Genomic DNA, 20904 nt, shown 5'->3' on the forward strand with positions numbered 1-20904 from the left:
GTCATCGCGCGGCGGACCTCACCTTCGGATTGGCGGCCAGACTCACCACGTCGGCCAGCAGGTTCACGACGATGTACACGGCGGCGATGGCCAGGGTCAGCGTCTGCACCACCGGCAGGTCGCGGTTGTTCACCGCGTCCACCAGCGCGAACCCGATACCGGGGAAGCGGAACAGGAACTCGACGATGACCACGCCACCGGCCAGCCACGCCAGCTGCAGCGCGATCACCTGCGCCACCGGGCCGATCGAGTTCGGCAGCGCGTGCCGCAGGATCACGGTGCGCTCCGGCAGCCCCTTCAGCCGGGCCTGCTGCACGAACTCGCTCTCCAGCACCTCGATCATGGTGGCCCGCATGATGCGCACGATGTACGGCGAAACCGCGAGCACCATCGTCAGCGTCGGCAGCACCAGCTGCGTCGGGTCGCTCCAGGCCGAACCCGTGCCGGTCATGACGTACACCGCGGGCAGCAGGTTGAGCAGCCCGGTGGAGAAGATCAGCACCAGCACGATGCCGACCACGAACTCCGGCAGCGAGGCCAGCACCAGGCTGACCACCGAGGTGGCGTGGTCGAAGGTCCTGTCGCGGCGCAGCGCGCTGTAGGTGCCGACCAGGATGGACAGCGGCACGCTGATCATCGTGGCGCACAGCATCAGCGCCAGCGAGTTGTTCAGCCGCGAGCCCAGCAGCTCGGCCACCGGCATGCCGTTGGCGTAGGACGTACCGAGGTCGAGCCGGAAGATGTTGCCCAGCCACGAGAAGTACTGCACCCACATTGGCTCGTCGAGGTGCAGTTGCGCGCGCAGCGCGGCCAGCCGCTCCGGGGTGGCCTCGCGGCCCAGGATGGCGCGGGCTGCGTCCCCGGGCAGCGCCTGGGTGGCGAGGAAGACCACCACCGACACGGCCCACAGGATGACCACGCCGAGCAGGATTCGCTTGACCAGCATTCGAGTCATTGATCCGCCCTCACTTCGCCAGCCACGCGTGGCGGAAACCGTAGGAGTTCAACGGTGCCCCGCTCTTGTCCGGTTCGAGCCCGACGACCCGGACGCTGTGCGCGTCCAGCTGGTTCGGGAAGCCCCAGATGATGTATCCGCCGCTCTCCCACTCGATCTGCTGGGCGCGCGCGACGAGCTCCTTGCGGCGCGCCGCATCGGTGGTGGCCCGCGCCTGGTACACCAGATCGTTGAATTCCGGGTGGTTCCAGTGGGTCTCGTTGTACGGCGAATCGGGCAGGCTGCCGGAACCCGCCTGCGCCAGGAAGTTCCGCGTGAACCAGTAGTCCTGCGCGAAGTCCCAGGACAGGTACATGTCGCCGAAGAACTCGCCGGAATCGACCCGGCGGATGTTGACGGTGATCCCGGCGTCGGCGGCCTGCTGGGCGAACACCTGCGCGGCCTCCACCACACCGGCCGCCACCGGCGACGTCACCAGCTCCACCGTCAGGTTCTCCCGGCCGGCCTCGCGCAGCAGCTGGCGCGCTTTGGCCACATCGCGGCCGCGCTGCGGCAGCGACGAGTTGTACAGCGGATCCGCCGGCGAGTAGATGTCGTTGCCGACGGTGCCGTGGCCGCCGAGCACCTGCCTGATCATCTGCTCGCGGTCCACGACGAGCCGGAACGCCTGCCGCACCCGGACGTCGTCGAACGGCGGCCGGTCCACCCGCATGGTGAACGGCACCCACGAGCCGGTCTGGGATTCCAGCAGCCGGAGGTTCGGGTCGGCGTCGAGCACCCGCAGCAGCCCCAGCGGCACCTGGTCGATGGCGTCGACCTGGCCGCCGAGCAGCGCGTTGATCCGGGCCGTGTCGTCCGGGAAGTCGATGATCACGACCTCGTCCACGTACGGCTCGCCGTCGCGCCAGTAGTTGCGGTTCTTGGTGAACAGGCTCTGCTGGCCGGGCTCGAACGAGTCGTAGGCGAACGGGCCGCAGCCGACCGGCCGGTTCGGGTCGTAGCCGACCGGGACGATGCCGTTGGCGTACTCGGCGAACTGGTCGGGCAGCGTGACGTCCGGGCGGGACAGGGTCAGCCGGACGGTGCGCTGATCCAGTGCCTGCATGGCGTTGAGGTCCAGCGAGCTCAGCCCGACGGCGCCGTTCTTCGGGTCCGCCGGGTCGGCGATCCGGCGCAGGGTGTGGATCACGTCCTCGGCGGCGAGGGTCTTGCCGTTGTGGAACTCGACGCCCTCGCGCAGCCGGATGGTCCAGGTCAGCGCCTGCGGATCGGACTCGACGGACTCGGCCAGCGCCGGCTGGATCTGGTAGTCGTCGTCGAACCTGAGCAGCGTGTCGTAGAGCTGGAAGATGCGCGCCTGGTCCGGGTGGGTCACGGTGGCGTGCGCGTCCAGGGTGTCCTTGCTGGACCCGCCGACGATGCCGACCCGCAGTCGCCCGCCGTACTGCGGCGGCCCGGACGGGATCGGTGCCTTCCGGACCGCGCCGCCCGCGCACCCGCTGACCACGGCGCCCGCGCCCACTGCGCCGGCGCCCACCGCGACGTATCGGAGGAAGTCGCGACGACTCGGGCCGGCGTTCGACTGTCCTCTGCTCGGCATCCGGCGGAACCTCCTGTGTCTCGCGGGGCGCGCGGCACCCGTCGGCGCGGACGTGCGCCGGTGACGTGGCCGCTGGGGCGGCGCTGGAGCGTCTCGACAGCGCCCCGCTGGCGTTGCGTTTCGACCTGTGACTGATTGATCAGTCAATCGATCGCATCGACCTTTACCGACGTGATGGAGCCTGTCAACCCGCCATGCGCTGGGTTGATATGTCAAGCCCCGGGTCGCCGGTGACGGTTCAAACGTTGCTCTCTCTTGCTACTTTCGCAACGCTTGATCATGTCGTCGAACCGCGCTTGGCCATGGGTTTCGCCGGTGCCGGGCGGCCCCGGAGCGCGCCTCGGCGACGCCGCGAGCGGGGTTTGTCGCAGGTGGTTCTCCCGCCGTTAGCCGACCGATCGGAAGGCGAGCAGCGTCACAATGCGCCGGGTTCGGTTCATCACCCGGCGCCGCCGATCCGATTCGGACGGTTATCGCCGGAATCCGGCTTTCCGGCCATTTCCGACGGCTCGGCTTCTGTGATCGGTTCGATTTGTCGGCTTCGACGCGCCGCCGATCGCAGCCCGCGCGAGCAACCGGCACCGGCGCGCTGGACCGACCCGAGGCTGAGATCAACCTGAGAAAGCAGTTCGCAACTGAGAAGCGGCTGAGATTTCCCTGCGGCCACGGCCGGCGGATCGGCATGCTTGGACCATGGTGTCGCGGGTGTTGGTGGTGGACGACGAGCCGGGAGTTCGTGCCGCGCTGCGCCGCGGGCTGTCCGCCGAGGGCATGGACGTGACCGTCGCGGCCGACGGCATCGATGCCCTGCGCCTGGCTCTGACCGGCGCCTTCGACGTCGTCGTGCTGGACGTGATGCTGCCCGGCCTGTCCGGTTACCGGGTGCTGGAGCGGATGCGCGCCGACGACGTGACCACCCCGGTGCTGTTGATCTCGGCGAAGAACGGCGAGGTCGATCAGGCCGACGGGCTGGATCTCGGCGCGGACGGTTACCTGGTCAAGCCCTTCTCCTTCCTGGTGCTGGTCGCGCAGGTGCGCGCGTTGCTGCGGCGGCGCGAAACCGCCGGGCGGCAGGTGAGCCTGCGGGTCGGCGAGCTGGAGATCGACCGAGCCGCCCGCGAGGTGCGCTGGGCGGGCGAGTCGATCGCCCTCTCGCCGCGGGAGTACGGCCTGCTGGTCGCGCTGGCCAGCCACCCGGAGGCCGTGGTGCCCAAGGACGACCTGCTGCGCATGGTGTGGGGCGAGGAGCAGTTCGTCACCCGCAACGTCGTCGAGGTCTACGTCGGCTACCTGCGCCGCAAGCTCGCCGCGGCCGGCGCCGGAGAGCTGGTGCAGACCGTGCGCGGCCAGGGCTACCGGGTCTGCGCCGAACCGGCATGATGACGCGCCTGCGCAGGTGGTGGCACCGCCGCACCATCCAGTTCCGGACCAGCGTGGTGGCCGCCGTCGTGGCGTTGATCGGCCTCGGCGTGGTCGCGCACGTGAGCACCGGCGTCGTCAGCTGGCTGCTGATCGATTCGGTCGACGCCGACCTGCAGCGCACCGCGGCCACGACCGCGAACCTGCTCGCCGGCGGGGCCGCGCCCGTCACCGTCGCCGCCCCCGACATCCGGGTGCTCGACACCTCGGGCGCGCCGCTGGACGGGTGGCCCAAGCCGAGCCTGCACGACTGGCAGATCGACGAGCTGCGCGCGGGCGACGGCGTGATCGACTTCGAACCACCCGCCGAACTGCACCGGTGGCGCGGCATCGTCGTGCCCGACCAGACCGGCCGGCCGCTGCTCGTCGCGACCGGGGCGCGACTGGTCGGATTCACCGACACCGCGGGCAAGACCGGCCGGTTGCTCGGCTTCGGCTCGATCCTCGCCGGTGCGCTGGTCGGGCTCGCCACCTGGCTGGTGGTGCGCCGCTCACTGCGCCCGGTCGAACGGATGCGGGTCGCCGCCGCCGGGCTCCCCGAGGGCCGGCGGCTGCCGGTGCCCGAGGCCGCCGACGAGATCCGCGCGCTCGCCGAGGAGCTCAACACGATGCTCGCCCGACGCGACGCCGACACCGAACGGCTGCGGCGGTTCACCGGCGACGCCGCGCACGAACTGCGCAACCCGGTCGCATCGATCCGCGCCCAGGCCGAGGTCGCCGTGATGCACCCGGACCCGGAGCTCGCCCACGAGACCCTGCAAGACATCGCGCACGAGGCGCAGCGCCTGTCGGTCTTGGTGGAGAGCCTGCTCGCGTTGGCGAGGGCCGAGCGCGGCGCGGCCGCCCCGGGGCAGCCGGTCGACATCGGCACGGCTGTGCGTGCCGCCGCCAATCGGCTCGAACTGCCGGGCTCGCCCGGCCTCGGGCCGCGGATCGAGGTCGAGGTCCCGGCCCGGCCGGTGCTGGTCCTCGCCGATCCGGCGGAACTGTCGACGGTGCTGGACAACATCGTCGGCAACGCGCTGCGCTACACCAGCACTTTGGTGCGGGTCTCCGTTTTCGCTGATGGCAGGGGCTCCTCCGGAGTGGACTGGGTGCGGTTGGTGGTGGACGACGACGGCCCCGGGATCCCGGTGGCACATCGCGAGCGGGTGTTCGACCGGTTCCACCGGGTCGAACCGGACCGGGCGCGCAGCACCGGCGGAGCCGGGCTCGGACTCGCCCTCGCGGCCGAGGCGGTGCGCCGCCGCGGCGGAACGGTCCGCGCCTCGGAGTCGCCGGACGGCGGTGCCCGTGTCGAGGCGCGCTGGCCGCGGTACGCGGCCGACGCCTGAGCGGACGCGTCCCGCGGCGGTGCCGACCGCGGGAACCGTCGGCCCCCGTTCACGTAGCGCTCCCGACCAGCGCGGCCTCCGGGCAGGCGGTGGTGGTCGGCACGATCGGGTGGGGCAAGATGTCTGCACGTGTCGGTTTTGCGGAGCACGGGACTGATCGAGGCACCGGTGGCCACGGTGGGGGCCGCGTTGCGGCACACCCGGACCGCCGAAGTCGGACTTGCGGCCCTGGGCGTCAACGCCCGCGCCGCGACCCGCCCGGCCGCGCTGCTCGTGCCCGGCGACGAGATCGTCTTTCGCACCAAGATCGCCCGCCTTCCCGTCGATCTGACCACTCGAATCGTGCGCGCCGACGCCGACGCGATGAGTTCCGTGCTGATCTCCGGCCCGCTGCCGGAGTTGCGCCATGCGTCGGTGCTCGCCGAGGTCGGCTCCCGGACGTTGCTCACCGACTCCGTGCACTGGACGACGCCGTTCGGCCCGCTGGGGCGGCTCGTCGACATCACCGTCGTTCGCCGGTTCGTGCTGGACGTGTTGGCCGCGCGCATCGCCGCCGTGCGGGAGCTCGCCGAATCCTGGGCGACCCGCCCGATCGTCGTCGGCACCGCAATCGTCCACAAGGGACGATTGTTGGCGCAGCAGCGCAGCTACCCGGCTCCGGACGCGGGCCGCTGGGAGCTGCCCGGCGGCCGGGTCGAGCCGGGCGAGGACGAATCCGCCGCGGTCGTCCGGGAATGCCAGGAAGAACTCGCCGTCGAAGTCCGCCCGACCGGCCGTGTCGGCACGGACGTCCCGCTCAGCAACGGCATGCTCCTGCGCATCCACGCGGCCGAACTCGCCGACTCGGCGGCGACCCCGAAAGCCGTGGAGCACAGCGAAGTCCGCTGGGTGGAGGCGGACGAACTGGCCGGGCTCGACTGGCTCGACGCCGACCGAGTCGTCGTCCACTCCCTTCGAAACCTGCTAGTCGGTGCCTGAGGCGAACAGCGTCGGTCGTCCACAACCCGTAGCGGGCGGCGAGCGGACCCTGCGGAGGCAGTTCGATCTTCGGCGCGGCCATGGCGGGACTCCTTTCGACGACGAACCAGTTCGGGACCTGTCCTGCGGTAGTCATGCCCCAAGATTGCCGACGTCGATCAGCTGTTCGCCAGGTGATCCACTCGAACTAGTGAACGAATGCGCAGGTAGCGCGGAGCGCCCGTGACCAAGCGGCCAGGTCACGGGCGCCTCCCGCTCCGGCGGATCAGCGCAGGCCGGTCACGCGCAACGCGGCCTGCAGCCGCGGCTGTGCCCGCTCGCTCGCCCGCTTCGCCCCGTGCGCCCGGATGCGGTCCAGCTCCGCCGCGTCGGCCAGCAGCTCCCGGGCGCGTTCGCGCACCGGTCGCAGCTCCTCGATCACGGCGTCGGCCACCGCCTCCTTGAGCTCCGCGTAGGTGCTCGCCGATTCCGTTGCGGCGTAAGGACTTGTGCCGTTGCAGGCGGCGAGGATCTCCAGGAGGTTCGCCACGCCCGGGCGGCCGTCCGGGTCGTACCGCACCTCGTCGAGGCCGTCGGTGACCGCGCGGCGGAACTTCCGGCGGATGACGTCGGGCTCGTCGAGCACGAAGACCACGCCGGGGGACTGCTGGTTGGACTTCTCCATCTTGCGAGCCGGTTCGGCGAGGTCCCGGATCCGCGCCGCCGTCTTGGGCACCACGGCTTCCGGGACGGCGAACACGTCGCCGTAGTTGGCGTTGAACCGGCGGGCGAGCGTGCGCGCCAGCTCCACGTGCTGGTCCTGGTCGCTGCCGACCGGCACCTGGGTGGCGCCCTGCAGCAGGATGTCGGCGGCCATCAGCACCGGGTAGGTCAGCAGGCCCACCCGCACCGACTCCTGCCCGGCGCCGCGCTCCTTGAACTGGACCATCCGGGCGGCTTCGCCGTAGGAGCAGGTGCATTCCAGGATCCAGTTCAGCGTCCCCAGCTCGCCGGCCAGATCCGACTGCACGAACAGCGAATCCGGGTCGATGCCCGCCGCGAGCAGCACCGCGAACTGCTCCCGGGTGAGCGCGCGCAGCCGCTGCGGCCGGGGCGACGTGGTCATGGCGTGCAGGTCGGAGACGAAGAACAGGTCCGCAGGTTCGCGCTCGGCGGCCCATCGCCGCACGGCGCCGAGGTAGTTGCCCAGCTGGACGTGGCCGGACGGAGTGATCCCGGACAGGCGGGTCATTGGTCTCTCCTGGGGTCCTGGGCCGCTGCCACCGGGATCGACCTCGCACCGCTCGGCCGCCCGGAGAGGCGGCCGATGGTCTGCGTGTCAGTGCACGACGCTGCTGGGCCGCCCGTGGACGGCCCACCACATGTTCGACATTGCGCGCACGCCGCAATGTTACCGCTTGGTGATCGGCAGCGGTCAAGTGGAAGGGCTACCGTGAAAGAATGTTTGTAGTGCTGCTGCAATACACCGCGCCAGAATCGGATATCGACGGCCAACTGGTAGATCACTACGAATGGGTAACCCAGCATTACGACGCCGGTGACTTCATCGCCGCCGGCCACCGCCACCCGCGCAGCGGCGGGGTGATCATCGCCAGGGCGATGTCCCGCGGCAGGCTCGACGCGATCCTCGCGACGGACCCGTTCGCGCTGCACAAGCTCGCTCGCTACGAGGTCATCGAGTTCACCGCGCTGCGGACGATCCCCGAGTTGGCGAAGTACGCCGACCCGCTGTCCACGGCCGCCCACAAGTAGCCCCGGAGCCATCCCAGAACCGCGGCGGGTGCCGCGGTGAGATCAATTCGCGCTATTTCTTCTTTGTCCCTTTCTTGACCTTCTTTTGCGTTTTCTTGACCTCTTCCGCCTTGGCTTCGCGCAGCAGGTCGCGCAGTACCACGATGGGACAGCTCTTGCAGGGCGGTTGAGATCGACAGCATTTCTTCTTGACCTTGATGGTGCCTTTGCCCACGGTTTGTTCTTCCGATGCCGAGACGGGGTTGGGCACAGGCTAGGCGAACCTAACCTCTGTTGGCGAACTTGATGTTGGGCACCGGCCTCGGGTGTTGCGCTGAGCACGCGACGGCCGGTCCCGCATGAGGTTGCACTACCCTGGGGGGAGCCGCGCGTCGACGTGCGCGCCTCCGCCCCGGCGGTGGTGGCGCCCAATTAGCTCCGCAGCTGCGGCGCAGTGGAGCCGCGGCTCGGTGCCTTGCGGATCGTCCCGCACCCGGACCAAGTCGACCGACCCCGCCGCGCCCAACTGCGCCGATCCAGGAGTACCCGCGTGTCCGCCACCAGCGTCGCCGCCCCCATTCGCAGTGATCTGCGCAACGTCGCCATCGTTGCCCACGTCGACCACGGCAAGACCACCCTGGTGGACGCCATGCTGCGGCAGTCCGGTGCCTTCTCCGAGCGCGCCGAGCTCGTCGACCGCGTGATGGACTCCAACGATCTGGAGCGCGAGAAGGGCATCACGATCCTCGCGAAGAACACCGCGGTCCGGCGGGAGACCGACGCCGGCCCGGTGACCATCAACGTGGTGGACACCCCCGGCCACGCCGACTTCGGCGGCGAGGTCGAGCGCGCCCTGTCGATGGTGGACGGGGTGCTGCTGCTGGTGGACGCCAGCGAGGGCCCGCTGCCGCAGACCCGGTTCGTGCTGCGCAAGACGCTGGCCGCCGGGCTGCCGGTGATCCTGGTCGTGAACAAGGTCGACCGCCCGGACGCCCGCTGCGCCGAGGTCGTCGAGGAGACCCACGACCTGCTGCTGGAGCTGGCCAGCGAGCTCGACGGGGAGGTCGAGCTCGACATGGAGGCGATCCTGGACCTGCCGGTCGTCTACGCCTCCGCGCGCGCCGGCCGGGCCTCGCTGGCCCAGCCGGTGGACGGCGAGCTGCCCGCCGACGAAGACCTCGCCGCGCTGTTCCAGGTGCTGCTCAAGCACGTGCCCGCGCCGACCGCGGACACCGAGGCACCGCTGCGCGCGCTGGTGACGAACCTCGACGCGTCCTCCTTCCTCGGCCGGATCGCGCTGTGCCGGATCCACTCCGGCACCTTGCGCAAGGGCCAGACCGTCGGCTGGTGCCGCGCCGACGGCACCGTCGAGAAGGTCCGGCTGACCGAGCTGTTGATCACCGAGAACCTCGACCGGGTGCCGTGCACCGAGGCGTCCGCGGGCGACCTGGTCGCCATCGCCGGTATTCCGGACATCACCATCGGCGACACCCTCGCCGACCCCGACGCCCCCTCGCCGCTGCCCCGGATCACCGTCGACGACCCGGCGATCTCGATGACCATCGGCGTCAACACCTCGCCGCTGACCGGCCGCAACGGCGGCACCAAGGTCACCGCGCGGCAGGTCAAGAACCGGCTGGACGCCGAGCTGATCGGCAACGTCAGCATGAAGGTGCTGCCCACCGAGCGGCCGGACGCCTGGGAGGTGCAGGGCCGCGGCGAGCTGGCGCTGGCCATCCTGGTGGAGACCATGCGCCGGGAGGGCTTCGAGCTCACCGTCGGCAAGCCGCAGGTGGTCACCCGGACCATCGACGGCCAGCTGTGCGAGCCGTTCGAGCGGCTGACCATCGACGCCCCCGAGGAGCACCTCGGCGCGGTCACCCAGCTGCTGGCCGGGCGCAAGGGGCGGATGGAGACCATGGACGGGCACGGCACCGGCCGCATCAAGCTGGAGTACGTGATCCCCGCCCGCGGCCTGATCGGGTTCCGCACCGAGTTCCTCACCGAGACCCGTGGTACCGGCATCGCCAACCACGTCTTCGAGGGCTACTTCCCGTGGGTGGGCGAGCTGCGCACCCGGCACACCGGTTCGCTGGTGGCCGACCGGGCCGGCTCGGCGACGACCTACGCGCTGATCCAGCTGGCCGACCGCGGCAGCTTCTTCGTGGAGCCGGGCAACGAGGTCTACGAGGGCATGGTGGTCGGGGAGAACCCGCGCGCCGAGGACCTCGACGTGAACATCACCAAGGAGAAGAAGCTCACCAACATGCGGTCCTCCACCGCGGACGAGCTGGAGCGGCTGGCCAAGCCGCGGACGCTCGCGCTGGAGGAGGCGCTGGAGTTCTGCTCCGGCGACGAGTGCGTCGAGGTCGGCCCGTCGGCGATCCGGGTGCGCAAGTTGGTCCTGGACAGCACCACCCGCGGCCGCGAGCGTTCGCGCGCCAAGGCCCGCGACAACGGCGTCAACTGAGAAGACTGCTTTCCAAACTCGTTCTGCTCGGCGGTGCGGGTGGCGGCCCCTTGCGGGAATTGCCGTCGTCTTCTCGCTGTGGGATTCCCGACATCGTGCGGTGATCTCGGCGGCGGTCGGTACATCGGCCGCCCCGAGATCACCCGCGTCCTTCCTTGGCGTGACCGGGGATTTCGCCGATTCGCGCGCACGGCGGGCGGTCGGCTAGCACACTGAGCTATGACCCCGGTGTCGATCATTTCGGCGACGGCAGGAACCATGGAGTGCTCTCGCGCGTCTTCCGCACGTGCGAGCCGCCCCGGGTGGGCCGGGGTGTTCGGGGGAGCAGACGTGAGGGGAGGTTCGGCGTGTCCCAGGGTCGACGCCGCCCGCTGGCCGTGGTCTCCCTGCTGCTGACGACCGTCAGCGTGGTGGCTGCCTGCACGAATGCGCCCCCGCCGCCGCTGGTGCCGCAAACGCAAACCCCGACGACGCAGATCCCGCCGACCAGCGCGCCGCCGACGCAGCCGATGCCGGTGGAGGTCGTCGTCGGCGTCGACGAGCTCGAAGGCGGGTTCAATCCGCACACCCTCGCCGACCTGTCGCCGACGAGTTCGGCGCTGGCCAGCCTGATGCTGCCGTCGGTGTTCCGCCCGGCGCCCGACGGCAGCCTGCAGCTGGACGGCACGCTGATGGAATCGGCCGAGGTGGTGCCGGACGCGGAGAAGTTCACCGTCCGCTACCGGATCCAGCGGGAGGCCAACTGGTCCGACGGCGCGCCGATCGCCGCCGAGGACTTCGTCTACCTGTGGGAGCAGCTGCGCTCCCAGCCCGGGGTGTCCGATCCGGCCGGCTACCAGCTGATCGACGACGTCGCGTCGCGGCAGGGCGGCAAGACGGTCGACGTGACCTTCGCCAAGCCGTTCCCCGGCTGGCAGACGCTGTTCAACAACCTGCTGCCCGCGCACCTGCTGCGGGACGCGCCGCGCGGCTGGGCGACCGTGCTCGACGACGGCTACCCGGCCTCCGGCGGGCCGTTCGCGATCCGGCAGATCGACCTGGACCGCGGCGAGATCATCCTGGAGCGCAACGACCGCTACTGGGGCCCGCCCGCGCAGTCGGACCGGATCGTGCTGCGCGCGGTCGACAGGGCGCGTCAGGTCGAGGCGCTGCGCAGCGGCGACAGCCACCTGGCGGTGTTCGGCGCGGACCGCGGCACCATGCAGTCGCTGCGGGATCTCGGCGACGCGGTGCAGCTGATCACCGTGCCGCGCCCGGCCACCATGGAGGTGCTGCTGCGGCACGACAGCCGCGAGCTGGCGGACGTCAAGGTGCGCCGGGCGATCCTCGCGGCCCTCGACCGGCCCGCGCTGATCGAGGCGGGCACCGGTGGCGGGCCGGCGGATCAACTCCAGGCGCACGCCCAAGTGCTCGCCCCGTCCGAGCGCGGCTACACGCCGACCGAACCGGGCCTGCCGAACCGACCGGATCCCGCGCAGGTCGAGCGGCTGCTCGGCGAGGCCGGGTACCACCGCAGCGGCGGGGCGTGGCTGCGGGACGGGCGACCGCTGAACCTGGTCATCGCGGCGCCGTTCGAGCACGAGTCGTACATCCGGATCGCGGAGACGGTCGCGCAGCAGCTGCGGGAACAGGGGATCCAGGCGACCGTGGTGACGCCGACCGGCGATCAGCTGTTCGGCGAGATGCTGTCGGCGAATCCGCGGTTCGGGGAATCCGGCGGCGCGGGTTCGGTGGACATGGCGATCGCGCCTCGTCCGGCCGGCGGCGACCCGGCGGCGATGATGGCCTCCTCGTACGGCTGCCCAGGCGTGGCCGCGGACAGCGAGCAGCCGTTCCCGTACAACGATGCAGGCTTCTGCGACGAGCTCTTGCAGCCGACGATCGACGCTGCGCTGACCGGTCAGGTGCCGTTCCCGGAGGCCTCGGCGGTCGTCGAGCCGGTGCTGTGGCGCGACGCGGTCGCGTTCCCGCTGTACCAGCAGGCCCAGGTGATGGCGCTGCGCCGGGAGGCCACCGGGGTCGAGGCCGGCAACGGCCTGGCCGGGCCGTTCTCCACCGCGGCCAAGTGGATCGGAACACCCGCCGATAACGACGGGTATTAATTCCCGCGACGCGGCCACTCAGCGGGCACATGGCTGTTGAGCTGCGAGAGCGTCGATTCGTTCGGCTCGTGGGCGTACCGGTACCGGGTGGTTGTCGCGATCGGGTGCGCTGTTCGCGGCGAGCCGATTCGGACGTTCGGGGTAATGCGGCTACCGTGCGCAGTGTGGTGCGCGCCGCAGATTAGGCTGGACCGGTGACGCTGACGGCCCCACCGAGGTTGCTGCTGGTACACGCGCACCCAGACGACGAAACCCTCTGGACCGGCGGGACGATCGCCCGCTACGCCGCCCGCGGCGTGCAGGTGGTGTTGGTGACCTGCACCCTCGGCGAGGAAGGCGAGGTCATCCCGGAGAGCCTGCGCGGCCTGGCTTCGGACCAGGCCGACCAGCTCGGCGGCTATCGGGTCGGCGAGCTGCGCTCGGCGTGCGCCGCGCTGCGGGTGGCCGATCACCGGTTCCTCGGCGGCGTCGGCCGCTGGCGCGACTCGGGGATGCTCTGGGAACAGCCCGGTCAGGCGGGGGCGCTGCCCGACGCGCACCCGCGCGCCTTCGCCATCGGTGATCTGCAGGAGCAGACCGATGCGCTGGAGGCCGTGCTGCGGGAGGTGAAGCCGCAGGTCGTCGTGAGCTACGCGGCCGACGGCGGCTACGGTCACCCGGACCACGTCCGCGCCCACGAGGTGACCGTCGCGGCGGCCGCGAAGGTTTCCGACGTGCAGCGGGTGTTTTACGCGGTCCCGTCCCGCGACGTGCTCGCGAAGGGGCTCGACGGACTGGCGCAGGCCGAGGACATGCCCTTCGAGCTGCCCGAACCGCACGAGCTGGCCAGCGTCGAGGACGAGTCGATCACCACGGTCGTCGACGTCTCCGAGCACCTGCCGGCGAAGATAAGCGCCCTGCGCGCGCACGGCACGCAGGTCAAGGTGTGGCTGGACCAGTGGCACAACGGCGAGGGCGTGGCGGCGTACGCGCTGTCCAACGGCGTCGCGCAGCCGATCGTGACGACCGAGCACTACGTGCTGGCGGCGGGTGACCCGCAGGGTTGCCAGGCGGATCTCTTCGGCGGGCTCGGCGTGAGCGGAACCGAGCCGGTGGGCGACCGTTGACCGCTCGCGACCGCGTGCTGTTAGGTTTCCTGCTGCTCAATGCCGTCCTGCTGGCGTTGGTCGAGCTGCTGTTCCTCCCGTCCTACATCGGCGCCATGCAGTTCCCGATCACCGCCGCGCTGGCGGCGGTGACCACGCCGCTGCTGGTGGCCGAGGCCGCGCGGATCTCGCCGCGGCGGCGGGTTTCCGGGGCACCATTGCTGGTGTGGTTCGCGACGGTTTTCGTGTTCGGCCTGTTCGGGCCCGGCGGCGACATCGTGCTGCTCAACGACTGGCGAGCCCTGCTGCTGATCGGCGGCGGCGCCCTGCCGAGCGCGATGATGCTCGGGATCGTGCTGGGAAAGCACGCCAAGCGCGATGGCTGAGGTGTTGACGGACGAGCGGATCGCGGCGGTGCTGCGTCCGTTCGTGCGTGCGACCGCGCCGGTGCTGGACGCGCTGCGCGAGGCCGATCCGCTGCGGCTGCGCGGTCGGGCCGGCGATCTCGACGCCGACGGCGCGCTGCGGAAGGTCCTGCGGCAGCTGGACGGGATGCAGGTGCCGGGAAGTTCCGCGTGGGACGCTATGTCCGTCGAGCAGCGCTGTGACTGGTGGGCCTCGCGGGTCGGGCGGTTCCTCGCGCTGGTCGCCGGGCTGCCCCGGTTCGGCGGCGTGATCACCTCGCGGCTGCCGATCCGCAATGCCCTGGGCATCACCGGCCAGGGCTTGGTGCTGTGCGCCATCGCCGCCGAGCACGGCGTTACCGACCGGGCCGTCAAGGTGCAGCTGATCGCCGAGGTGCTGCTCGGCCGCGAGCTGTCGGCGGAGCTGGCGGCCGGGCGCGCCGAGGACGACGAGCGGGTCTCGGAGCTCACCGAGGACCTCGACGCCGCGCGGCGCGAGCACGGCCGGGCGACGCCGAAGGCCGTCGCGCGCACGGTGTGGCGAATGGCACGTGCGCTGTGGGAGATCGATTCGGAACTCGACAAGCGACCGCAGGGCCGCTTCTACCACGAGTTGCTCGGCAACGTCCCGGTCGTCGGCGTTGTGGGCGGTTACCTGGGAGAAAGATCCGCTCTGCGCAAGGTGGGGCGGCTGGGTGCGCAATGGTTGCGGCGCAATGGTTTACGGCGTTAACCCGGGCGTCGTAGAGTCGGCTTGGCTCTCGCGCTGTGGGACCAGTTACGTGTCCAAGGTGGGTACGAGAGATACTGTCAGCAGTCGCGTCAGGAGGTTCCTGGGCGCGAGTAGGACAACGCTTCGAGCAGGAGAGCAACCGTGACCTACGTGATCGCCGAGCCCTGCGTCGACGTGCTCGACAAGGCATGCATCGAGGAATGCCCTGTCGATTGCATCTACGAGGGCGGGCGGATGCTCTACATCCATCCCGATGAGTGCGTCGACTGCGGCGCCTGCGAACCGGTCTGCCCGGTGGAGGCCATCTACTACGAGGACGACGTGCCGGAGGAGTGGGCCGCTTACACCAAGGCGAACGTGGACTTCTTCGACGAGCTGGGCTCGCCGGGGGGCGCCGCGAAGGTGGGCAAGGTCAACAAGGACGTCGAGCCCGTCACCAGCCTGCCCCCGCAGGGCGAATGAGTTCCGCGACCGGCCCGGACGCCGCGGCGTCCGGGCCCGGATCCGGGCTTCGGGGACCGCAGCTGCCGGACTTCCCGTGGGATTCGCTGGTGGCCCAGACCGCCACGGCCCGGTCGCATCCGGACGGCATCGTCAACCTGTCGGTCGGCACGCCGGTCGACCCGGTGCCGGAGAACCTGCGGCGGGCCCTGTCGGCGGTGGCCGACCAGCCGGGTTACCCGGCCACGCACGGAACGCCGGAGCTCCGGGAGGCCGCCGTCGCCTCGATGGAGCGGCGCTACGGCGTGTTCGGCCTGGCGCCGGACGCGGTGGTGCCGACCATCGGTTCGAAGGAACTGGTGGCCTGGTTGCCGACGCTGCTCGGCGTGCGGCCGGGTGACGTCGTCGCGATCCCGGAGCTGGCGTACCCGACCTACGAGGTCGGCGCGAAGATCGCCGGCGCCGAGGTGGTCCGGCTCGCGCCCGGCGAGCTGCCGCCGGCCGGAACCCGGTTGCTGTGGCTGAACTCCCCGTCCAATCCGACCGGGCGGGTGCTGGACGCCCAGCAGCTCGCCGACTCGGTGCGGGCTGCGCGGGAGCTCGGCGCGGTGGTGGCCTCGGACGAGTGCTACCTCGCGCTCGGGTGGGACGCCGAACCGGTTTCGGTGCTGCACCCCTCGGTGTGCTCCGACTTCCGCGGCGTGCTCGCCGTGCACTCGCTGTCGAAGTCGTCGAACCTGGCGGGGTATCGCGCCGGGTTCGTCACCGGTGATCCGGATCTGGTGCGAGGCCTGCTGGAGCTGCGCAAGCACGCGGGGATGATCGTCCCGCGGCCGGTGCAGGAGGCGATCACGGCCGCGCTGAGCGACGACGCGCACGTGGGCGTGCAGCGCGAGCTCTACGCGGCGCGGCGGGCGGTGTTGCGGCCCGCGCTGGAGGCGGCGGGGTTCCGCATCGAGCACTCGCAGGCGGGCCTGTACCTGTGGGCGACCCGCGGCGACGATGCGTGGCAGACGGTGGATTGGTTGGCGCAGCGGGGAATTCTCGTGGCGCCGGGCACCTTCTACGGTCCGGCGGGCGACCGCCACGTGCGCATCGCCCTGACCGCGACGGACGAGCGCATCGCCGCGGCCGCCAAACGCCTGGGCGACTGACCCCGGCCTCTGCAGCTGCTGGCTGAACTGTTTCCGCTGGTCAAACCCCGTGAGTGTTTTGGGTCGCTATAGCAGCCCAAAACACTCACGGGTGTTTACCAGGGAAAACTTGACCTTTCAGATCGCCGCGGCAGCGGTGTCGAGTGCTTCCCAGGCCGGCCACCACTGGGTGCGGCGGGCCGCTTTGCGCGCCTGTTCCCGCTCCACCAGGCGGCCCGCCACGAAGGGGACCGCGGCGTCGACGCTCCCGCCGAGGTCTCGCAGGAGGCCGCGGACGCGGTCTTCCGCGACGCAGGCGTCCTGGTGCTCTCCGAGCACGTCCTGGAACTGCTTCGCCGCCTTGATCAGCTGCTGCATCGGCTTGCCGAACGCCGGTTGCGCCAGCTCCGCCGTGTAGCGCACCCGCTTACCCCGGATGCGCAGCGCGTGCAGTTCGTCGTCGGCGGGCACTTCTGATAGCCGTGCAACGGATTTCCGGAGCTTGCCGAACTGGCCGACGACCAGCTTGCGCAACTCGCGTTCAGTGTCCACATCGGACTCCGGCGTCGGCAGCCCGGCGCGGAGCGCGTCCGAGATCGAGCGGAGCAGGGCGAGATAGCGATCGCTGTCCAACGCCGTGAGCATCTCCCCGCGGGCCAGGCCGTACTCGGCCTCCAGACCGGAGATCAGCCGGGCCGCCGCGGCGCGTTCGTCGGCCGGGAGATCGGCGCTCTCCTCGCGCAGCCGCTCCAGCAGCACGTCGAGATCGCGAACCGGGCCGAGTGCCCTGCCCAACCAGCCCAGCTCCGCGCGCAACGGCTCCGACCAGGCCCGGTCCAGGAACCGCCGGCCGGACAGCAGCATCGCGCGCATCCGGCGCACCGAGACCCGCATCTGGTGCAGTTCCTCGGGATCTTCGCCCTGCCGGGTGCCGGCGTCGTGCGCGATCAGGGCGCGCAGCCGGGCGTCGAGCCCGGCACGGATGTGCTCGGCGAGGGGTGCCCGCCGGTCGGCCGTCAAGGGCTCGGCGGGCAGCTCGACGACGCCGGTGAGGTCTCGTCGCTGCCAGCTGGTGGCCATTGCCAATGATAAAACCGGCCGCCCCGGCCGACGCCTCGTCCATCCAGTGGATCTCGCTCGGATGACGAGCGAAGGGCACCCCCGGTCGGAGGTGCCCTTCGCCTGGCCTGTTGAAACCCGGTCGGGTCAGTCGTTGGCGTGCAGCGCCGCGTTCAGCTCGACCTTGCCGCCGGTGCGGGTGGTGACCTCGATCGTCCCGGTGGTGGAGTTGCGGCGGTACAGCAGGCCGTCCGAGCCGGACAGCTCCAGCGCCTTGGTGATGGTGCCGTCCGGCAGCGTCACCTTCGTGCCCGCCGTGATGTACAGGCCCGCCTCCACGACGCAGTCGTCGCCCAGCGAGATGCCCACCCCGCCGTTGGCGCCGATCAGGCAGCGCTCGCCGATGGAGATGACCTCCTTGCCGCCGCCGGAGAGGGTGCCCATGATCGAGCCGCCGCCCCCGACGTCCGAGCCGTCGCCGACGACGACACCGGCCGAGATCCGGCCCTCCACCATCGACGCGCCCAGCGTGCCGGCGTTGAAGTTGACGAAGCCCTCGTGCATCACGGTGGTGCCGCTGGCGAGGTGCGCGCCCAGCCGGACCCGGTCGGCGTCGCCGATGCGGACCCCGGACGGCACGACGTAGTCGACCATGCGCGGGAACTTGTCCACGCCGTAGACGGTGACCGCGCCGCGCGCCCGCAGCCGCAGCCGGGTCGCCTCGAAGCCCTCCACCGGGCACGGGCCGTGGTTGGTCCACACGACGTTGGCGAGCAGTCCGAACATGCCGTCCAGGTTCTGGCCGTGCGGGCGGACCAGGCGGTGCGACAGCAGGTGCAGGCGCAGGTAGATGTCGTGCGCGTCGACGGGCTCGTCGGAGAGCCGGCCGATCTCGGTGCGCACCGCGACGACCTCGACGCCGCGGGCCTCGTCCCGCCCGAGCAGGGCGGCCCCGGCCTCGCCGAGGGACTCGGCCGCCTGCTCGGCGGACAGCCGCGTGCTGCCGGACTGCCCCGGCTCGCCGAGCTTGACGGTCGGGAACCAGGTGTCCAGCACCGTGCCGTCGTCGGTCACGGTGGCCAGGCCCACGCCGTGGGCGCCCGTGGTCTGCGGGTCGGGAGACTGTGCACTCATACCCGAAACGGTAATCGGCGCAGGTGGCGGCGACCCGCAGGGGTGGCCGCCGGGTGACGTCGGCCGGGTGCCGAGGCGATTTCGCGCGAAACCGCCGTCAGCCCTTGGCGGCGGCGAGCAGGTGGCAGCCGGTGGTCACCATCAGCACCGTGTTGGCGGCGGTGCCGAACTGGTAGACCGCGCCGTACTGGTCGTTGCCGATGATCTCGTGGTCACCGCTGCGGTTCACGATGATCTCGGGCTCGCCGAAGCCGTACTCGCCGGTGATCTCCTGGACGATCTCCACCGCGAGGGACCACTCCGCGTCCGGCAGGTTGCCCGGCGCGCGCCACGACTCCAGGACCCGGCTCTCCGCCTCGTGGACCTCCGGGAACTCCGTGCAGCCTGCCCGGCTGACCGGGTCCGACACCGCCCATGCCAGCGGCCCGACCTCGATGTTGAGCCGGTCCAGCAGCCGCTGCTGCATCTGTTCGTAGCGCTCGCTGATCTCATCGATGCTGGGGCGCTGGCGGAGCAGGTTGCGCGGGTCGTCCACGATTCCCCCGTCTGGTCAGGTAAGGGTGGCGGTCGCCTCAGGAGATCATGCCGGAGATCACGTCGCCGATCCCGCGGCCGTCGTCCTTGACCGCCCGATCCGGCACTCCGGCGACCACCGTGCTCATGTTGTACTGGCTCGTGCTGTCCGGCGCGAAGTAGCTGCTGTGGCCCTCGACGCCCTTGCCGTGCTCGGACTCCTTCGCGGACAGGCCGGTCATCCCGTCCAGGTGGCTGGGGTCGCCGCCGAAGCGGCCCAGGTCGGCCACCCAGTCGTTCTTCGCCTCGATCCGGTACGAGTGCCCGGTCGGCACGTTGAGGTCCTCGATGTTGTCGGTGCCCACGCCCGGCGAGCCGGAGAACACCGCGTCGTCGACGCCGTGGCCCTTCTCCTGCATCGCGTAGCCGGTGATCGTGGAGCCGTAGGAGTGGCCGATCGCGGTCAGGTGCGGATCGTCGCCCCGCGAGGCGTTGATGCCCTCGTAGAAGTCGGCGAGCTTCTTGCCGCCCTCCTCGGCGGACTTGGCGGCGGCGACCGAGTGGTCCGGGTCGGTGACCTCGCTCCGCTGCGGGAATTCGGTGCCGACCCAGGTCACCGCGGCGACCTTGCCGCCGTCGCCGTGCCGGTCGCTCTCGAACTGGGCCTGCCTGCGCAGCTGGTCCATCTGCTTGTCGGCGTTCAGCGAGCCGTCGACGGTGGTGTTCATGCCCGGCGTGTACACCGAGACGTGGTCGGCGGTGTCCACATTGCCCACCGCGACCGCCGCCTTGGCGCGCTCGCCGCCGGTGTCGAGCAGCAGCAGTTGGCGGTCGCCGCGCGCCAGCATCGTCTCCACCGCGTCGATGGATTTGAGCTTGGCGTCGACCTTCTCCAGCTCCTTCTCCTCGTCGCCGGAAATGCCGCCCTGCTTCAGCTCGTCCTTGCGGGCCTGCAGTGCGGATCGCTCGTCGCCGATGCGGGCGCGGTTGGCCTGGTCCCGGACTTCGGCCGGGATGCCGTCGCGGTTGCCGAGCCAGGCGGGCGGATTCTTGGTGTACGCCTCGCGTTCGGCGTCCGACAACGACTTCCACCACTTGGCGTTCTCCGCCGGGCCGCCGTCCTCGGGAGGCTTGGCGGCTGCGGCCATGGTCTGCGCCGGGGCGGCACCGGGCTCGATCTCGTCCTGTTCCGCCGCGGTCAGCGTCTTGGCCAGTTCGGCGTCGGCGCGCTCGGCGTCGTCGAGGATCGATTCGATCGCGGCGGCCAGCTCGTTGCGGACGCGCAGCCGTTCCTGCTTCACCTGCTCGACTTCGCCGGCGGGCACGTCCTGCGGCGGGGCGGCGTCGCGGATGCCGCCTTCCTCGGTGATCTCGAAGCCGTTGGCGCGCGCTTGGTGTTCCGTCTCGTCGAGCCGCTTCCTGATCTGCTCGACCTCTTCGGCTGCCTTGCCGACGGCGTCGCGGACGCCGTCGACCTCGGCGACCAGCCGGTGCATGTTCTCGACCAGTTCGGTGTGCTGCTTAGTGGAATTCTCCGCGGCCTCGCCCGTCCAGCCGTCCGGGTTGCGCGCGGCCTGGAGCTCGTCGTCGAGCCCGACCAGCTCGTCCCGGCGCTTGCCGAGGGTGCGGAAAACCTCCTCCAGCGCATCGGGTTTCCAGCGGCGCACGTCGGCGAACGACACCATGAAGCGGCCTGTGCCTTTCAAATGCTCGGTCACCGCGGAGCCGGGGCCGGGGGGGGGTTTTGGGGGTTGGGTGGTGGGGCAGGAGGACAGACCCCCCCCCCGCCCCCCCGGGGGGGGCGGGGGGGCGT

General features: G+C 70.9%; 19 protein-coding genes. 11 read left to right on the plus strand and 8 right to left on the minus strand.

What is annotated here, in order from left to right:
• Position 1: 1 nt before the first annotated feature.
• Positions 2-955 (minus strand): ABC transporter permease, encoded by a 954-nt coding sequence (locus AB0I53_RS27285; protein WP_358608672.1) that lies wholly within the window; start codon positions 953-955, stop codon positions 2-4.
• A gap of 10 nt (positions 956-965) precedes the next feature.
• On the minus strand, positions 966-2555 hold the full coding sequence (locus tag AB0I53_RS27290; RefSeq protein ID WP_358608675.1) for an ABC transporter substrate-binding protein: 1590 nt from the start codon (positions 2553-2555) through the stop codon (positions 966-968).
• A gap of 693 nt (positions 2556-3248) precedes the next feature.
• On the opposite strand from AB0I53_RS27290, the gene AB0I53_RS27295 reads away from it, so the two are divergent.
• The 3 genes from AB0I53_RS27295 (at position 3249) to AB0I53_RS27305 (ending at position 6286) form a co-directional block, all read left to right on the plus strand.
• Positions 3249-3935: a response regulator transcription factor gene (locus AB0I53_RS27295; protein WP_358608678.1), complete on the plus strand. Its 687-nt coding sequence runs from the start codon at positions 3249-3251 to the stop codon at positions 3933-3935.
• Positions 3932-5308, plus strand: coding sequence for a HAMP domain-containing sensor histidine kinase (locus AB0I53_RS27300; protein WP_358608681.1), 1377 nt, complete (start codon positions 3932-3934; stop codon positions 5306-5308). The genes AB0I53_RS27295 and AB0I53_RS27300 overlap by 4 nt, the downstream gene beginning before the upstream one ends.
• Positions 5309-5437: 129 nt before the next feature.
• Positions 5438-6286 (plus strand): NUDIX domain-containing protein, encoded by an 849-nt coding sequence (locus tag AB0I53_RS27305; protein WP_358608684.1) that lies wholly within the window; start codon positions 5438-5440, stop codon positions 6284-6286.
• 265 nt (positions 6287-6551) lie between these two features.
• Here the strand turns inward: AB0I53_RS27305 and trpS are convergent, their stop codons facing one another.
• Positions 6552-7517 carry a tryptophan--tRNA ligase gene (trpS, locus tag AB0I53_RS27310; RefSeq protein ID WP_358608687.1) on the minus strand — a complete coding sequence of 322 codons (966 nt, stop codon included), beginning with the start codon at positions 7515-7517 and terminating at the stop codon, positions 6552-6554.
• Positions 7518-7726: 209 nt separating this feature from the next.
• Here trpS and AB0I53_RS27315 point away from each other — a divergent pair, with 209 nt between their 5' ends.
• Entirely contained in the window at positions 7727-8038 is a 312-nt protein-coding gene (locus AB0I53_RS27315) for a YciI family protein (protein WP_132483150.1), read from the plus strand.
• Between the two features lie 52 nt (positions 8039-8090).
• Here AB0I53_RS27315 and AB0I53_RS27320 read toward each other — a convergent pair whose 3' ends face one another.
• Positions 8091-8288, minus strand: a complete 198-nt coding sequence (locus tag AB0I53_RS27320) for a hypothetical protein (protein WP_358608690.1) — start codon at positions 8286-8288, stop codon at positions 8091-8093.
• 279 nt (positions 8289-8567) lie between these two features.
• Here AB0I53_RS27320 and typA point away from each other — a divergent pair, with 279 nt between their 5' ends.
• The 7 genes from typA (at position 8568) to dapC (ending at position 16406) form a co-directional block, all read left to right on the plus strand.
• Positions 8568-10487 (plus strand): translational GTPase TypA, encoded by a 1920-nt coding sequence (gene typA, locus AB0I53_RS27325; RefSeq protein ID WP_358608693.1) that lies wholly within the window; start codon positions 8568-8570, stop codon positions 10485-10487.
• A gap of 347 nt (positions 10488-10834) precedes the next feature.
• Complete coding sequence (locus tag AB0I53_RS27330; RefSeq protein ID WP_358608696.1) at positions 10835-12589, plus strand: ABC transporter family substrate-binding protein; 1755 nt, start codon at positions 10835-10837, stop codon at positions 12587-12589.
• 194 nt (positions 12590-12783) lie between these two features.
• Complete coding sequence (gene mshB, locus AB0I53_RS27335; RefSeq protein ID WP_358608699.1) at positions 12784-13695, plus strand: N-acetyl-1-D-myo-inositol-2-amino-2-deoxy-alpha-D-glucopyranoside deacetylase; 912 nt, start codon at positions 12784-12786, stop codon at positions 13693-13695.
• Positions 13692-14060, plus strand: coding sequence for a hypothetical protein (locus tag AB0I53_RS27340; protein ID WP_358608702.1), 369 nt, complete (start codon positions 13692-13694; stop codon positions 14058-14060). Before mshB ends, AB0I53_RS27340 begins: the two co-directional genes overlap by 4 nt.
• Complete coding sequence (locus tag AB0I53_RS27345; protein WP_358608705.1) at positions 14053-14811, plus strand: hypothetical protein; 759 nt, start codon at positions 14053-14055, stop codon at positions 14809-14811. Before AB0I53_RS27340 ends, AB0I53_RS27345 begins: the two co-directional genes overlap by 8 nt.
• Before the next feature lie 141 nt (positions 14812-14952).
• Positions 14953-15273 carry a ferredoxin gene (gene fdxA / locus AB0I53_RS27350; RefSeq protein WP_093273442.1) on the plus strand — a complete coding sequence of 107 codons (321 nt, stop codon included), beginning with the start codon at positions 14953-14955 and terminating at the stop codon, positions 15271-15273.
• Positions 15270-16406 carry a succinyldiaminopimelate transaminase gene (dapC, locus tag AB0I53_RS27355; protein ID WP_358608708.1) on the plus strand — a complete coding sequence of 379 codons (1137 nt, stop codon included), beginning with the start codon at positions 15270-15272 and terminating at the stop codon, positions 16404-16406. The genes fdxA and dapC overlap by 4 nt, the downstream gene beginning before the upstream one ends.
• 117 nt (positions 16407-16523) lie before the next feature.
• On the opposite strand, the gene AB0I53_RS27360 is transcribed toward dapC, so the two are convergent.
• The 4 genes from AB0I53_RS27360 to AB0I53_RS27375 form a co-directional block, all read right to left on the minus strand.
• A complete protein-coding gene (locus tag AB0I53_RS27360; protein WP_358608711.1) occupies positions 16524-17465 on the minus strand; it encodes a CHAD domain-containing protein in 942 nt (313 codons plus the stop codon).
• Positions 17466-17591: 126 nt separating this feature from the next.
• Complete coding sequence (dapD, locus tag AB0I53_RS27365) at positions 17592-18578, minus strand: 2,3,4,5-tetrahydropyridine-2,6-dicarboxylate N-succinyltransferase (RefSeq protein WP_358608713.1); 987 nt, start codon at positions 18576-18578, stop codon at positions 17592-17594.
• Between the two features lie 97 nt (positions 18579-18675).
• On the minus strand, positions 18676-19113 hold the full coding sequence (locus tag AB0I53_RS27370; protein WP_358608716.1) for an LppA family lipoprotein: 438 nt from the start codon (positions 19111-19113) through the stop codon (positions 18676-18678).
• A gap of 37 nt (positions 19114-19150) precedes the next feature.
• Positions 19151-20776 carry an alpha/beta hydrolase gene (locus tag AB0I53_RS27375; RefSeq protein ID WP_358608719.1) on the minus strand — a complete coding sequence of 542 codons (1626 nt, stop codon included), beginning with the start codon at positions 20774-20776 and terminating at the stop codon, positions 19151-19153.
• Positions 20777-20904 lie beyond the last annotated feature (128 nt).

The sequence above is a fragment of the Saccharopolyspora sp. NPDC050389 genome, assembly GCF_040655595.1.
Lineage (GTDB): Bacteria > Actinomycetota > Actinomycetes > Mycobacteriales > Pseudonocardiaceae > Saccharopolyspora.

Bases quoted from the DNA above. Each gene is read 5' to 3' on its own strand.
- AB0I53_RS27285 (WP_358608672.1), bottom strand. From the start codon at position 955: ATGACTCGAATGCTGGTCAAGCGAATCCTGCTCGGCGTGGTCATCCTG.
- AB0I53_RS27290 (WP_358608675.1), bottom strand. From the start codon at position 2,555: ATGCCGAGCAGAGGACAGTCGAACGCCGGCCCGAGTCGTCGCGACTTC.
- AB0I53_RS27295 (WP_358608678.1), top strand. From the start codon at position 3,249: ATGGTGTCGCGGGTGTTGGTGGTGGACGACGAGCCGGGAGTTCGTGCC.
- AB0I53_RS27300 (WP_358608681.1), top strand. From the start codon at position 3,932: ATGATGACGCGCCTGCGCAGGTGGTGGCACCGCCGCACCATCCAGTTC.
- trpS (WP_358608687.1), bottom strand. From the start codon at position 7,517: ATGACCCGCCTGTCCGGGATCACTCCGTCCGGCCACGTCCAGCTGGGC.
- AB0I53_RS27315 (WP_132483150.1), top strand. From the start codon at position 7,727: ATGTTTGTAGTGCTGCTGCAATACACCGCGCCAGAATCGGATATCGAC.
- AB0I53_RS27345 (WP_358608705.1), top strand. From the start codon at position 14,053: ATGGCTGAGGTGTTGACGGACGAGCGGATCGCGGCGGTGCTGCGTCCG.
- dapC (WP_358608708.1), top strand. From the start codon at position 15,270: ATGAGTTCCGCGACCGGCCCGGACGCCGCGGCGTCCGGGCCCGGATCC.
- AB0I53_RS27360 (WP_358608711.1), bottom strand. From the start codon at position 17,465: ATGGCCACCAGCTGGCAGCGACGAGACCTCACCGGCGTCGTCGAGCTG.
- dapD (WP_358608713.1), bottom strand. From the start codon at position 18,578: ATGAGTGCACAGTCTCCCGACCCGCAGACCACGGGCGCCCACGGCGTG.
- AB0I53_RS27375 (WP_358608719.1), bottom strand. From the start codon at position 20,776: ATGGTGTCGTTCGCCGACGTGCGCCGCTGGAAACCCGATGCGCTGGAG.